This window comes from Cognatundibacterium rugosum, from assembly GCF_014284365.1.
In the GTDB taxonomy this organism is placed as follows: domain Bacteria; phylum Pseudomonadota; class Gammaproteobacteria; order Burkholderiales; family Burkholderiaceae_D; genus Undibacterium; species Undibacterium rugosum.
The window spans coordinates 117123-129782 of sequence record NZ_JACOGG010000002.1 but is presented as its reverse complement, the minus strand read 5'-3'; the positions used below and the strand labels follow the sequence as shown (position 1 = coordinate 129782).

12 protein-coding genes are annotated in these 12660 nt (G+C 49.4%); 1 reads left to right on the top strand and 11 read right to left on the bottom strand.

The features are described from left to right. Positions 1-23: 23 nt before the first annotated feature. The 10 genes from H8K47_RS02230 to dapF all read right to left on the bottom strand — a co-directional run bounded on the left by H8K47_RS02230 (position 24) and on the right by dapF (position 9270). Positions 24-419 (bottom strand): hypothetical protein, encoded by a 396-nt coding sequence (locus H8K47_RS02230; RefSeq protein WP_186879802.1) that lies wholly within the window; start codon positions 417-419, stop codon positions 24-26. A 218-nt stretch (positions 420-637) separates the two neighbouring features. Continuing rightward, positions 638-1042, bottom strand: coding sequence for an RNA polymerase-binding protein DksA (dksA, locus tag H8K47_RS02225; protein ID WP_162019428.1), 405 nt, complete (start codon positions 1040-1042; stop codon positions 638-640). 207 nt (positions 1043-1249) lie between these two features. After that, on the bottom strand, positions 1250-2338 hold the full coding sequence (locus H8K47_RS02220; RefSeq protein WP_186879801.1) for a CobW family GTP-binding protein: 1089 nt from the start codon (positions 2336-2338) through the stop codon (positions 1250-1252). Positions 2339-2385: 47 nt separating this feature from the next. Next, a complete protein-coding gene (locus H8K47_RS02215) occupies positions 2386-2877 on the bottom strand; it encodes a Fur family transcriptional regulator (protein ID WP_186879800.1) in 492 nt (163 codons plus the stop codon). A gap of 95 nt (positions 2878-2972) precedes the next feature. Then, positions 2973-3701, bottom strand: a complete 729-nt coding sequence (locus H8K47_RS02210; RefSeq protein WP_230410135.1) for a hypothetical protein — start codon at positions 3699-3701, stop codon at positions 2973-2975. A 112-nt stretch (positions 3702-3813) separates the two neighbouring features. Then, on the bottom strand, positions 3814-5220 hold the full coding sequence (locus H8K47_RS02205; protein ID WP_186879799.1) for an alkaline phosphatase: 1407 nt from the start codon (positions 5218-5220) through the stop codon (positions 3814-3816). A gap of 33 nt (positions 5221-5253) precedes the next feature. Then, positions 5254-6699, bottom strand: a complete 1446-nt coding sequence (locus tag H8K47_RS02200) for an alkaline phosphatase (protein ID WP_186879798.1) — start codon at positions 6697-6699, stop codon at positions 5254-5256. An 80-nt stretch (positions 6700-6779) separates the two neighbouring features. Then, positions 6780-7706: a tyrosine recombinase XerC gene (locus H8K47_RS02195; RefSeq protein ID WP_186879797.1), complete on the bottom strand. Its 927-nt coding sequence runs from the start codon at positions 7704-7706 to the stop codon at positions 6780-6782. A 6-nt stretch (positions 7707-7712) separates the two neighbouring features. Next, entirely contained in the window at positions 7713-8372 is a 660-nt protein-coding gene (locus tag H8K47_RS02190; RefSeq protein WP_186879796.1) for a DUF484 family protein, read from the bottom strand. Positions 8373-8418: 46 nt separating this feature from the next. Beyond that, positions 8419-9270: a diaminopimelate epimerase gene (gene dapF / locus H8K47_RS02185; protein WP_186879795.1), complete on the bottom strand. Its 852-nt coding sequence runs from the start codon at positions 9268-9270 to the stop codon at positions 8419-8421. A 213-nt stretch (positions 9271-9483) separates the two neighbouring features. On the opposite strand from dapF, the gene H8K47_RS02180 reads away from it, so the two are divergent. Continuing rightward, on the top strand, positions 9484-9978 hold the full coding sequence (locus tag H8K47_RS02180) for a porin family protein (protein WP_186879794.1): 495 nt from the start codon (positions 9484-9486) through the stop codon (positions 9976-9978). A gap of 73 nt (positions 9979-10051) precedes the next feature. Here the strand turns inward: H8K47_RS02180 and H8K47_RS02175 are convergent, their stop codons facing one another. Further along, positions 10052-12367, bottom strand: a complete 2316-nt coding sequence (locus H8K47_RS02175; protein WP_186879793.1) for a methyl-accepting chemotaxis protein — start codon at positions 12365-12367, stop codon at positions 10052-10054. Between the last annotated feature and the right edge of the window lie 293 nt (positions 12368-12660).

The following is a 12660-nucleotide window of genomic DNA, read 5'->3' as shown; positions in this document are numbered from 1 at the left end:
GGTGACAGCAGCCACCCACTGGCTCAGAGGAAGGTATTTCGTGTGACAGGCGGTGCGCGGGAGGCGAATGCCAGCAGCAACTGAGCCAGCCATTCGAGCTCCACTGCATACCTAATTGACGTTGGCTGCAAATTGAGCAGCGGTACATCCGGTGGTAAAAACGTCAGATAAGCAGCACTGGTGCTGGCGTCAGTTAATGCACAGGAGTGCATGACGCTGTCATCGGACTGGCTGTCCGTAATATTCCAGACCGAATAGGCCTGGCTGATCAGCTGCAATTGTGGTTTACCACCTATCCAGTTCGCATGGGCGAGCCGGTGCGACAAGCCGGTCCACTGTGCCAGCAATAATGCGGGCAGCAGACACCAAAGCAGCCACAGGCGGCGTTGATGTTGGCGTTGTGCATGCGGTAAAGACATGTTCAGTGTGATTCAGTCAGAAGAGGGTTCCGTGGTTTGCGCTTACTGTGCATGCGCGCGGAAGAAAGCAACAAGCAAGCGTCTGATCTCAGACGTTTGCTTGTTGCCGAAGTTCCGCTACTCGCGACATATATGCAACATAGTTGCGATATCGCGTCAGAAAAAAGCGTGTAATGCATACACGCTTTTTATTATTCCAGTCAAAAATGACGCCAGGATTAATCGCCGTACAGTTTTTGCTTCATTTCACGTCTTTGCTGTGCTTCCAGCGACAAAGTCGCTGTCGGGCGTGCCAGCAGGCGTGGAATGCCAATAGGTTCACCGGTTTCTTCGCACCAGCCATAATCACCTTCATCAATGCTGGCGATGGCTTGCTGAACTTTTTTCAGCAACTTACGTTCGCGGTCGCGGGTACGCAACTCTAACGCGTGTTCCTCTTCTATCGTGGCACGATCTGCCGGATCAGGAACAAGTACGGTTTCGCGAAGATGCTCGGTTGTTTCGTCGGCATTCTTCAATAAATCCTTTTCAAGCTGCTGCAAACGGGCCTTGAAAAATGCCAGTTGAGCAGCGTTCATATAATCCTGCTCTCCCATCGCGAGGATTTGTTCCTCGGTGAGCAGAGCTTCGGGGGCGCTGACTGTAGCAGTCGATTTAGTTGATTTGGTTGCCACTTCGCTTACTTTCGATACAACGGGTTAGTACATAGGACACGCTGAACACAGTATTGCTTCAGCAGGAATATCCTCCCCTTACCAAACAGGCAGACGCATTTTGCAGCATCTGTCACTTGTAGTCCAGACAAGAATCGTTATTGGTAGCCCGTTAGTTTATACCAAACACTGCTCCAATCCTTGAATAAATATCTCTTTTGGTAAATTTTTACCAATAAATACCATTTTGCTTTGCTTAATTTCGTCTTCCGCCCACTTCATGCCGACATCTGTGCCCATGATTTGATGTACTCCTTGAAAAATCACTTTGCGGTCAGCGTTTTGCATATACAACACCCCTTTATAGCGCAGCATGCGCGGGCCAAAAACCTGCACCAGCCCGCCCAGAAATTCATCCAGCTGTCCGGTGTTGAACGGCCGCTCGCTGGTAAATACAAAGGCTGCGATATCGTCTGAGTGATGGGCATGATGGTGATTATGTGCAGGGTGCGCATGGCCCTTATGGTTCTCATGGCCCGTCTCATGTGTATGATGGTGGTGCTCATGGGTGCAATGTTCGTCGCAATCGCCATGCACATGCGTTTCTTCAGCTTTCAGGAAGTCTGGATCGAGTTCCAGTTTGGCATTTAAATGAAAGCCTTTCAGATCCAGCACTTCCTTGATGGCGACCTGACCGAAATGGACCTCGCTGACGGTAGCACGCGGGTTCATACGCAACAACCGTGCGCGTAATCCAGACACCGTCGCAGCGTCGACCAGATCCGTTTTCGAGAGCAGGATTTTATCGGCGAAACCGACCTGGCGCTGAGCTTCTTCATGCTCATCAAGTTGCTGCATGGCATGTCGCGCATCTACCACAGTGACGACCGCATCGAGCATGTAATGCATGCCGACTTCCTCGTCAACAAAAAAAGTCTGGGCGACCGGGCCAGGATTGGCCAGGCCCGTGGTTTCTATCAACACATGATCAAAATCGATCTTGCCAGCCTGTTTTTGTTCTATCAGTTTGGCCAGCGCGACAATCAGATCGCCACGTACCGTACAGCAAATGCAGCCATTGTTCATCTCTATGATTTGCTCATTACTGTCTTGCAGCAAAATTTCATTGTCGATATTTTCCTGGCCAAATTCATTTTCAATCACGGCGATACGCAAGCCATGCTCTTCTTGCAGGATGTGGTTGAGCAGAGTTGTTTTGCCGGCGCCAAGGAAGCCGGTCAGGATCGTGGTGGGAATAAGTGCCATACAGTCTTTCTGCTTAATTAGTACTTAATGATTCAGGATTAGGTCCGTCAGGTCTGTGCACAGGAAGCACACCAGCCCTTGATCGTGAGTTCAATTTCGTGGCTTTGAAAGCCGTTACCCAGCGTGGCTTGCAGGCTATGTTGTAATTGCTTTTGTAGTGCAAGTGGCGCTTCAGTCCCGGTCAGGCAAAACACACGGGTGCAGCGGGTACATTTGAAATGTCCATGTTGGTGCTGCTGTGGCGCACCTTGCGTATGTACCTCATGGCTGGCGCTGTAACGGAATACGCGGTCGTCACCAGAAATTTTGTGGATGAGCCCGGCTTCCGTCAGACAATCCAGCGTGCGATACAAAGTCACTCTGTCCATGGATGGAAAATCTTCCTGCACTTCCAGATGAGTCAGCGCGCGGTTGGCGCCCAGCAGCATGGTCAGCACATTGCGGCGCGCATCGGTGTTGCGGATGCCGCTGGTTTCCAGCAGGTTATTCGCGAGCTTGGGTAGCGCGACTTTTACTGGTTGCGTAGCAGGGATCTTCATGGCCTTCCCGATGCAAAAAAGCCATATTATGCCTGAATAAATGCAATTGAGTTGCAGATAGATTGTCTGCTTGGCTCAACTGCACTTTTAGCTAATCAATCCAGAAAATCTGCATACTCTTTTCTGGAATAGGATTGCGCTTGCTTCCAAGGCAGTTGTGCATTCAGTTTGTTCTCAATTTGAATATCCAGTTTGCGGAAAATAAATCCGTGTTTATCTCCCGTCTCTATGCTGAGAGGTATCTGTTTTTGCTCGTCCCAAAGTATACGTTGGAATGAGCCATTTATTTCCCGTTCATGCCATTTTGCATTGGTAATAGTAGATTGGCGTTTTGAAAGTGGAATTTCTTTTATGAGTTTTGGATTAAGCAAATAAAAAGCGTTATCCCAAGAACCATCAAAATTCACATTATTGAATTCAGCAGCAGGAATCGAAATCAGTTCTTTCTGATTTTTATCTATGAATTCAATTTTAGTCTGACCATTATCGATAAAAATATGACGTGGCGTTGTTACGTGGTTGAACTGTTTGTGTGTGTGTCCTTTTTCAGCAGACTCAGTTAAATGCGCATTTGATTGCTTGGGCAGTATCCGCTCTATCCACACATGTCCGGGGCGACGAAGCATGATTTCCTCGTATCGGGTTTCTTTGGTCACGCCTTCCGGGGTTAAAATTTTATTATAGTAGTTGATACGTAAATCCAATGCCGGTGCCGTATTGTCCGGCTGCGCTTGTATCGACCCTGATGTGCTTGCGGCGCATAGATGATGGCTCACGGAGAGTAAAGCCACCAGAAGTAATAATGATGTTGAGGGTTTGCGCATGAAGAATGAATAATGAGAAATTTTTTGAAGGAACATGAATCAACAAACATTCATGGCCGGAGACCCGAGTATCCGGCCATGACATATTGCTTTACGGCGATACTAACTATCGTCAAAATCCAAAAGCAGCTTTTAACAGGCTAAAGACTTTAGTGTTGTCAATAGTGCCTTTAAAACTTTTGGCACCTGCACCTGTGGCAAATAACTTGACGTCACCACCGCCGTGCGTTTCACTTGCTAAACGTACGCCAGTTTCTTGCAAATAATTATTCGTCAAAACCGTCGTGCTATCCAGATTGACCCGCAAATCGGGGCGATTAGGGCCGTTGCCAAAAACAAGGGTGGTATAGGTGTTGCCATCTGCATCTTTAGACGCTTGTCCAGTTTTGTAATCACGATTGATATCCAGAATAGGATTGCCGCGTTTACCGTATCCATTGAATGCCAGTGTATGGTCGTGATCTGCAGTGACGACGATTAAGGTGTTGCTGAGCGTAGGATCTGTTAATTTGACTTTTTCTAAAGCAGCTTTGATTGCATCGTCGAAGGCGATCGTATCAACCAGTGCGCGTTTTGCATTGGTTGCATGTAGTGCATGGTCAATGCGTCCACCTTCTACCATCAAAAAATAGCCATTACTGTTCTGCGACAAAATATCGATAGCTTTAGTCGTCATTTCTGCAAGACTGGGTTGGTTTGCCCCTTCGCCCGAGGGTGGCGTCGCCGTTCTGTCCAGCTCGTATTCAAGGTGGCTCACGCTGCTGTAAATGCCTATGAATTTTTTATTCGTTGGCGCAGCCAGCATATCGGTGCGTGTTGCTGCGACCGTATATCCTTGTGCCGCAAGTTCATTTAACAAGTTACGTCCGTCAGCACGACCTGCTTTCCCTGTGCTGATGCTGGTATCGTAAGGAAGAAAATGGTTACGTCCACCGCCCATCAAGACATCCACACCATCATTCAGTGCAGTGTTATAGCCTGCGCCGCCAGGGACTAATTGGGCTGCGATCGCATATTGAGCATTGCGGTTACAGATGTGCGAAAAAGTAGCGGCGGGTGTTGCATGTGTCAGTTCGGTTGTAGTGATAGAACCTACTGCTTTGCCTTTCGATTTTGCAACTTCGAGGATCGTTGGTGCAGATGTGCCATTATTTGAAGCACATTTATTGACACCACCAGAGTTGCCATTCACGTCTTTTCCCGGTGGGGTAGCAACCGTGTCGGGACTCATGGAAATTACTTCGTTGTTCATTTTGACGCCGGTCATATAGGCGGCCATGGACGGTGCACTATCGGTAGTTTGCGCATCGTTAGAATATGTTTTGATACGAGCAGTACGTTCGAATTTATCCATATTTAAACTACCGTCTTCCCCATATTTATAAATACGGGAGGCTGTGATGGTGGATGGTCCCATGCCATCGCCTAAGAAGAAGATAATATTTTTAGCTTCGCCGGCAGCCTGAGCAAAATTCGCGAAGGTAAGCGCAATCGCTGCGGTTAGAATTCTTGATTTCATATTGAATGTCCGTTTGTCTTAATCTGAATTGAATTACAGGCCGGCAGCAGTTTTGACCAAGGTAAATACTTTGGTGTTATCTATCGTTCCCTGGAAATTTTCTGCACCTTTTCCTATCGCGCCAAGAAATACATCTGTGCCGCCGTGTGTCTCATTGCCAACGCTGACGCGTACGACGGCTTCCTGATGGTAGGTGTTAGCACTGGTCGTACTATCGTCCAGACTTGACATACTCTTGCGGTTTGCCTGTGTGCGGTTTTCACCATTACCAAATCCGATGATGGAATACGGTGCACCGTCCAGATCCGTTTCTACAGCACCAGTCACATAATTCTTAACGACGCCCAGTACGCCCGCATTGCTTGGAGAAGTTTTACCCGTGCGCTTTGCGTAACCGTTCAGTACCAGTGTATGGTCGTGATCTGCTGTGACAACGATCAGTGTATTTTTCAGATCAGGGTCTGTCAGTCTCGCTTTGGCAATTGCTGTTTTGATGGCGTTGTCGAATGCCAGCGTGTCATGCAGTGCTTTTTTTGCCGTAGTTTCATGTAAGGCATGATCAATACGGCCACCTTCGACCATGAGGAAATAGCCCCTTGGATTTTTTGAAAGTACATCCATTGCCTTGCTAGTCATTTCAGCAAGACTAGGCTCTTTTGCCGGATCCCGATCCAGATCGTAGCTCATGTGACTGGATGTGAATAAGCCAAAAAGCTTATCTGTTTTGGTTCCGTCGACCGCATTAAACTCACTGCTGTTACTGACGTACGTGTAATTTTTTGCTTTCATTTCGGCGATCAGATCACGATTGTCTGCTCGTTTACCACCATCTTTTGGCAGCGTGAAAAATTGCCTGCCTCCACCCATCAACACGTCTAATCCAGTTGCTCCCAACGCTGCATTAAAACCTGTACCACCAGGTACTGCTGCCGCTGCAATGTCATTTTCCAGATCGCGATGGCAAATGTGGGAATAGGTTGCAGCTGGTGTTGCATGTGTTACGCGGGTTGTGGTTACCACGCCTGTAGACAGGCCTTGTGCTTTAGCGGCTTCGATTAGGGTCGGAGCCGGTTTTCCATTATTCTGCCCACAATTATTTGCATATTTACCGTTGTTTGCGTCGAGGCCAGGATCAATTGCCTGAGTATCGCTACTCATAGAAATAACTTCGTTATTCATTTTGACGCCTGTCATGTAGGCAGACATGGATGGAGCACTGTCAGTAACCTGTGCGTCATTAGAAAAAGTCTTCACAAACGCGGTTTCAGGCAGAGTATCAATCGTTAATTCACCATCCTCACCCGCACCGTATATACGCGCAGCAGTCAGCGTGGTCATGCCCATGCCATCACCTAAAAAGAAAATTACATTCTTTGGTGGAACCGGATCAGGGGCAGTATTTGATGTGTTACTACATCCGGCGAATAACACGGTAACCGCAGTACTTATTGCAGCAATGCTTAACTGAGAACGTTTCATAGTCATTTATCCTGCCTTATTAAAAGGCACGAATATAACGACACTTTGTTACAAGGAGGTGACGTGAGTATTGGCGAATGCTATTTCTTGGCGCGTGGATGTGCCTGGTCGTAGACCTTAGCCAAATGCTGAAAATCCAGTGCGGTATACACCTGCGTCGCTGCCAGTGAGCTGTGCCCCAGCATTTCCTGCACGGCACGGATATCGCCTGAGGATTGCAATACGTGTGATGCAAATGAATGCCTGAGCATATGCGGGTGCACATTGGCGGGAATGTCCAGCATTTGCGCGTGGGCCTTGATTCTTAGCTGTACCAGCCGGGCTGACATGCGGGTGCCCCGCTCAGTCAGGAACAAGGGATGTGGGTCGGCTTTCAACAATGCTCCGCGCACGGCTATCCAGGCGCGAAGCGCCTTCAGGGCATGGCTGCCCACGGGGACGATGCGCTGTTTATTTCCCTTGCCGGTCACATGTACTTCTGCCTGCTCCAGATCGACGTAGGCGGTGGATTGATAACTTCCTGTGTGCACCGCTTCTATATCCAGGCTAACCAGTTCCGATACCCGCAAACCGCTGGAGTACAGCAATTCAAACATGGCACGATTGGCATATGCGGTGGGCGTATCACTGCTTTGCTGCGATACCAGGCGCGATGCGTCATCTGGTCCCAGCGCCTCAGGTAACGGGGCGCTTTTTTTCGGCGCACGCAGACCCTGCAACGGATTGATCGCTATTTTCTGCTGCTCACACAGCCATTGAAAATAACCGCGCCAACTCGACAGCTTGCGTGCAATGCTACGCGGATTCAGACCGCTGCCATGCAGTTGCGCCGTCAGACGGCGTAACTGCGTGGTGGTTAATGTAGCGGCAGGATGGGGCTGGGCCAGTGCGACTAATTCCCGCAGATCCAGTGCATAGCTATCCAGTGTGTGTGCGGATAAGCGGCGCTGACTATGCAGGATATGCAGATAGGCGGCGATATCTGTGGCAGATTCAGACTCGCTCATGACAGATTATTGCTGGATCAGGCAAGTCAGCGCTGCGCTCGCGGTATCCGCAATCTGTATCAGAAAATCAGTTGCCATGTCTTTAGTGTAGCGTGCAGGATCGGGTGAGCCCAATACCAGCAGTCCAAACACTGCAGCGCCGGCTTGTACGCGCAGCGGCAGCATAGCAACGGATTGAACCGCGGCATCGCTTTCTATCCAGTTGGCGGCTTCAAATTCCTGATTCGCGCCGCAGAATGGTGCTTGCAGCCCTTTGGCGAACAGGCGCGCATCGTCGTTGACGGGTTCCGCAAACCAGGTATGCGCAAATTCAGGCGCCACATTCCACAAACGTAAAGTCGCATGTGGCAAGTCAAAGATATCCTGCAGACCACGGGTGAGTATATGTGGCAGATCAACGTCATTACGCGCCATCAGCAATTCCCGCGTCCAGCGTTGGAATTTCCTGGTGATATCGTGATTTTCTTCAGCATTACGCATCAGGTCAGACAATTTCAATTCCAGTGTACGGTATTTTTCACGTACCACTTCCATCTGCCTTTCCTGTAGCGAGATGGCACGACCCATCACCGGGCTGGTCAGTTTGATGGCACTCAGTAATTCAGCATGTTCTTCAAAAAATTGTGGGTGCTGGATAAGATAGGTTGCGATATCAGTTGGATTCATGGGCTATAGCTGGTTACAGAGTTGCGACAGGCAAAACGCTGCCATCTTACAGATTAATTTCACCTTCAAATACGGTCACAGCAGGACCGCTGAGCATGACCGCCTGTCCAGGTCCGTCCCAGGCGATAGACAGTTCGCCACCACGTGCTGAGACGCGAACCGGACTATCCAGCAAACCGCGGCGAATGCCAGCGACGACTGCTGCACAGGCACCGGTGCCACAGGCCAAGGTTTCACCTGCACCCCGTTCAAATACGCGCAGACGGATATGATGGCGGTTTATGATTTGCATGAAGCCAGCATTGATACGTTTTGGAAAACACCTATGGTTTTCAATTAACGGTCCATCCTGACTCACTGGTGCGCTGTCGATATCGTCTACCACCTGCACTGCATGTGGATTGCCCATCGACACCAGAGAAAACAGCGTGGTTTTGCTGCCTATCTGCAGCGGCCATAACAGATCGTCACCCTGTGGTGTAGCCACTAAGCCATTGACGTCAGCCGGGACCCTGGCTGCTTCCAGTACAGGCGCCCCCATATCCACGGTAATGCTGCCGTCGGCTTCCAGACGTGGCTCGATGATACCGGACATGGTTTCTACACGTATGCAGGATTTGTCTGTCAGTTTTTTGTCTGTGACGTAGCGCACAAAAGCGCGCGAACCATTGCCGCATTGCTCAACTTCGCCACCGTCGGCATTAAATATGCGATAGCGAAAATCGACATCTGGTGTTACGCTGGCTTCGACCACCAGAATTTGGTCCGCACCAATGCCAAAGCGACGATCGCCGATATGCCGGCATAGCTCTGTGCTCAGCTGGATGTTTTGGTTGATGGCATCGATGACGACAAAGTCGTTGCCTGCACCATGCATTTTCGTGAATTTGAGTTTCATGCGTCCATTATATCGCGTGAAACTGCGCTCAACGGTAAGCGCTAAAGCATTTCAGTCTGACAGACTGGGGAGGACGATGCGGCAAGAGAAGTGGATGTGCAAATAAAACAACGTAAAATTGTTGAAAATTGTGACTTTATGCATACTTTGGCTGTAGAATCAGCGCCTGTCATTTTTAAATGATTGTATTATTAATAATTATTAGGATAAAAAATGTTGAAAAAATTGAGTATTGCAGCTGCTATCGCAGTTCTGTCTATCTCTGCTCAGGCTCAGACAGCAAATCCAATCTATGTTGGTGCTGATATTGGCTCCACTAAAGTTGACGGTTTGACAGATAACAAAACGAGCTACGGTGCATTCGCTGGTTACAAATTCAGCGAAAATTTTGCGGCTGAAGTCGCTTACCGTCAATTGTTCAAAACAGATGTAGGTCCTGTTTCCGTAGACGGAACACAGACTGCCGTATCCGTTCTGGGTATCGCTCCTATCAGTAAAGAATTCCAGGTATTTGGTCGCCTGGGTTACAACCAATTGAAAGCCAGTGCGTCTTTCGCTGGCCGTAGCGGCTCTGGAACTGATTCCGGCGTCCTGTATGGCGTTGGCGTTCAGTACCAGTTCACAGCAAACATCGGTGCACGTCTGGAATTCCAAAAACCAGCTAGCGACACTAAAAACTTCAGCGCTGGCGTAACTTACTCGTTCTAAGAGTCAGTTTTTCAGTCTGGGTTTTGTCAAAAAACGGCTACTGTATTCAGTAGCCGTTTTTTTTCATTGGTGTTCAGGGTTTATAGACACCGCAGCCTATCACCAGATCTTCGCTGACCCGTTCGATGTAAGAGCTCTTGTTTTCGACTTTCTGAGACAGTGGATTGACTATGCTGTAGTCAACCCAGCCGCTTTTCCCGGGCAATGCGAACGCATTCTGTACTAATGCCTGACCATTCAGGCCGGGAACATGGAATAAATTGACTTTCAGTTTTTCCGGATTGCCACCAAATGCGCGGTATTGACCCTGGCGGTCAAACGCAAATACATACATATCGCGATCCACAAACTGCTTTTGCTGGTTGGCGGTAATCAGTGACAAGGCTGCCTGGGATTTGTCACGATACAGGGCGACGGCCAGCTTTACCATATGCAATGCTTCATCGGCAGTGCCCTGGCGCAATTTGAAGGTGGATACCGACCTGGCCAGCAAGCCTGCACGTTCTTCCAGTTCAGTTGCATTGAATTTGGCATGATCCGCCATCTTGCCATTGCTTTGCGTAATTTCATCCAAATGATGTAAGGCCTCTGAAATCTGAGCCAAGCCGTTACTTTGTTCCACGGAGGCGTTGGAAATCAGGTTGATATTGCTGGCCAGTTCACGGATGCCGGTTACGATATCAGTCAGGGTCTGATTGACCTGATTGATTTGTGTTACACCATGTTTTACCTGATGGACAGATTCCTCGATCAGTTGCCGGATCTGGCGCGATGAATCAGCACTGCGTTGTGCCAGTCCACGCACTTCTGAGGCGACCACTGCAAATCCGCGTCCCTGTTCACCGGCCCTGGCTGCCTCGACTGCAGCGTTGAGCGCCAGGATATTGGTCTGAAACGCAATGTCATCAATGATGCTGATGATATCCTGCACTTTCAGGGCGCTGCTTTGTATGCCTTGCATGGACACAACCGCTTCCTGCATGGTGGTGCCGCTGGATTCCGCAATAGCCTGCACTTTTGAGGCCAAATGATCGACCGCAGTCGCACTGTCAGCATTTTTTCTAACCGTGTCTGCCAAATCTTCCACGCTGGCAGACGTCTGTTCCAGGCTGGAGGCCTGTTGTTCCGTGCGTGCTGACAGCTCACTGATGCCGGCCGCCAGGTCCTCACCCAGTTGCGATACCATGCAGGAATTACTGCGTACATTGGCCACCAGTGTCGACAACTGATCATTCATACTCTCCAGCTTGCCACCAGTCAGCGCCAGTTCATCTTTCCCGTCAATATGTATGCGTCGTGTGAGGTCGCCTGCTGCAACTGACTGAGCGGAGATATTGAGTGCACGTAAGGCCACCATAAAACCCGAATAAAATGCCATCAGTGCGTACAGCGCAGCGATAAAACTCAGCGCAGTCGTGACCACAATGGTATTGCGACTGAATTGCAAGTCGCTGACACGTTCGCTCAGTAAGCTAGCCAGCCGGTCTTCCAGCTTTTCCTGTAATGCCAATGCCTGTTCTATGGTCTTCGTGCCTTGTGCAAAGTAGGCTGTGGCATCGCCACTTACTTCATCTGCCAGCAGCGATTTGGTCGCCAGTGCAATAAAGGACTCACTCGCTTCAAACGCGTCTTTACGGGAGCTCAGTATGGTTTCTCCAGAACGTTGCAAGGGTCCTTCCAGACTGGAGAGTGCTTTCATGGCTGCGCGCAGTGCGTCGATACGCGAGTAGATTCCCGCTTTCTCATTGAATTCCATTTTGCCGCTACGGATATAGCCCGCACCTAAACCACGCAGCAGAGCCAGATGCTCGGCCCAGACTGGGATTTTTAATATCGTCGCATCCATCAGAAAATAGGTGTTCGCGGCCGGATCGAGCAGCAAGCCGCTTTGCTCAGCGAGCAGATTGGAAAATTCCAGAATGCGGCTGACTAAAGCATTGTGCTGGCGAATACTGTCTGCGGCAGTGGCAGCGATCTGGCCATTCGCGAGTTGAGCAAGCTCAGTGTGTAATGCCGCCCAGTCTTTATCCAGATTCCAGTCCGGGTGCTGGTTAACATCCTGGTTGATGGTTTTCAGACTGGCAGAGAGTTGCGAGCGGGTAGTGTTTAATGCGTCGTCGATGGGTGCTGCGGCAAATTTCAAATTTACCTGGCCACGGTGTTTCTGCGTTTGTATCACCAGCGCCATGACATGGTGGCTGACGGTGACACCCATATGTTCGTTTTCTGCCACACTGAGTTCTGCATTGATTTTACTCAGAATAAACAGGCTAAGGCCAAGGATGGGAATCATCAGAGTGGCGAACATGCCCAGTAACTTTACCCGCAGGCTGAGACGGCTCATGAGGGCAACGGCGGGTGCGAGTAAGCGACTTAACAGCGTGGACATCGAATCCTCCTGTTGTATGCAGAGTAGCGCAGGTTGCTAATTGTTACATATTTCAATCAGGAAATGCACATAGTGATAAAAAACAACATGCCTGAAATTTGAGCAAGCGATTCCTGTGAGCGGGCCAGTACACTTTGCGAAAGTGTCAGTCATACTGTACCGATCTTTTTATGCGTACCTGTACATGGGGATGGTGCAAACAGCATGTTAATGTGCGCGCGGACTGAACAGGATATGATGCACCCACAAGGTGATTCTGCAGCAGGGCGAAGACCATTCGCCGATACATATAT

What these genes read in the sequence shown, in the direction of transcription:
- H8K47_RS02230 (WP_186879802.1), bottom strand. Translation starts at nt 419, where the DNA reads ATGTCTTTACCGCATGCACAACGCCAACATCAACGCCGCCTGTGGCTG.
- H8K47_RS02220 (WP_186879801.1), bottom strand. Translation starts at nt 2,338, where the DNA reads ATGGCACTTATTCCCACCACGATCCTGACCGGCTTCCTTGGCGCCGGC.
- H8K47_RS02215 (WP_186879800.1), bottom strand. Translation starts at nt 2,877, where the DNA reads ATGAAGATCCCTGCTACGCAACCAGTAAAAGTCGCGCTACCCAAGCTC.
- H8K47_RS02210 (WP_230410135.1), bottom strand. Translation starts at nt 3,701, where the DNA reads ATGCGCAAACCCTCAACATCATTATTACTTCTGGTGGCTTTACTCTCC.
- H8K47_RS02205 (WP_186879799.1), bottom strand. Translation starts at nt 5,220, where the DNA reads ATGAAATCAAGAATTCTAACCGCAGCGATTGCGCTTACCTTCGCGAAT.
- H8K47_RS02200 (WP_186879798.1), bottom strand. Translation starts at nt 6,699, where the DNA reads ATGAAACGTTCTCAGTTAAGCATTGCTGCAATAAGTACTGCGGTTACC.
- H8K47_RS02195 (WP_186879797.1), bottom strand. Translation starts at nt 7,706, where the DNA reads ATGAGCGAGTCTGAATCTGCCACAGATATCGCCGCCTATCTGCATATC.
- H8K47_RS02190 (WP_186879796.1), bottom strand. Translation starts at nt 8,372, where the DNA reads ATGAATCCAACTGATATCGCAACCTATCTTATCCAGCACCCACAATTT.
- dapF (WP_186879795.1), bottom strand. Translation starts at nt 9,270, where the DNA reads ATGAAACTCAAATTCACGAAAATGCATGGTGCAGGCAACGACTTTGTC.
- H8K47_RS02180 (WP_186879794.1), top strand. Translation starts at nt 9,484, where the DNA reads ATGTTGAAAAAATTGAGTATTGCAGCTGCTATCGCAGTTCTGTCTATC.
- H8K47_RS02175 (WP_186879793.1), bottom strand. Translation starts at nt 12,367, where the DNA reads ATGTCCACGCTGTTAAGTCGCTTACTCGCACCCGCCGTTGCCCTCATG.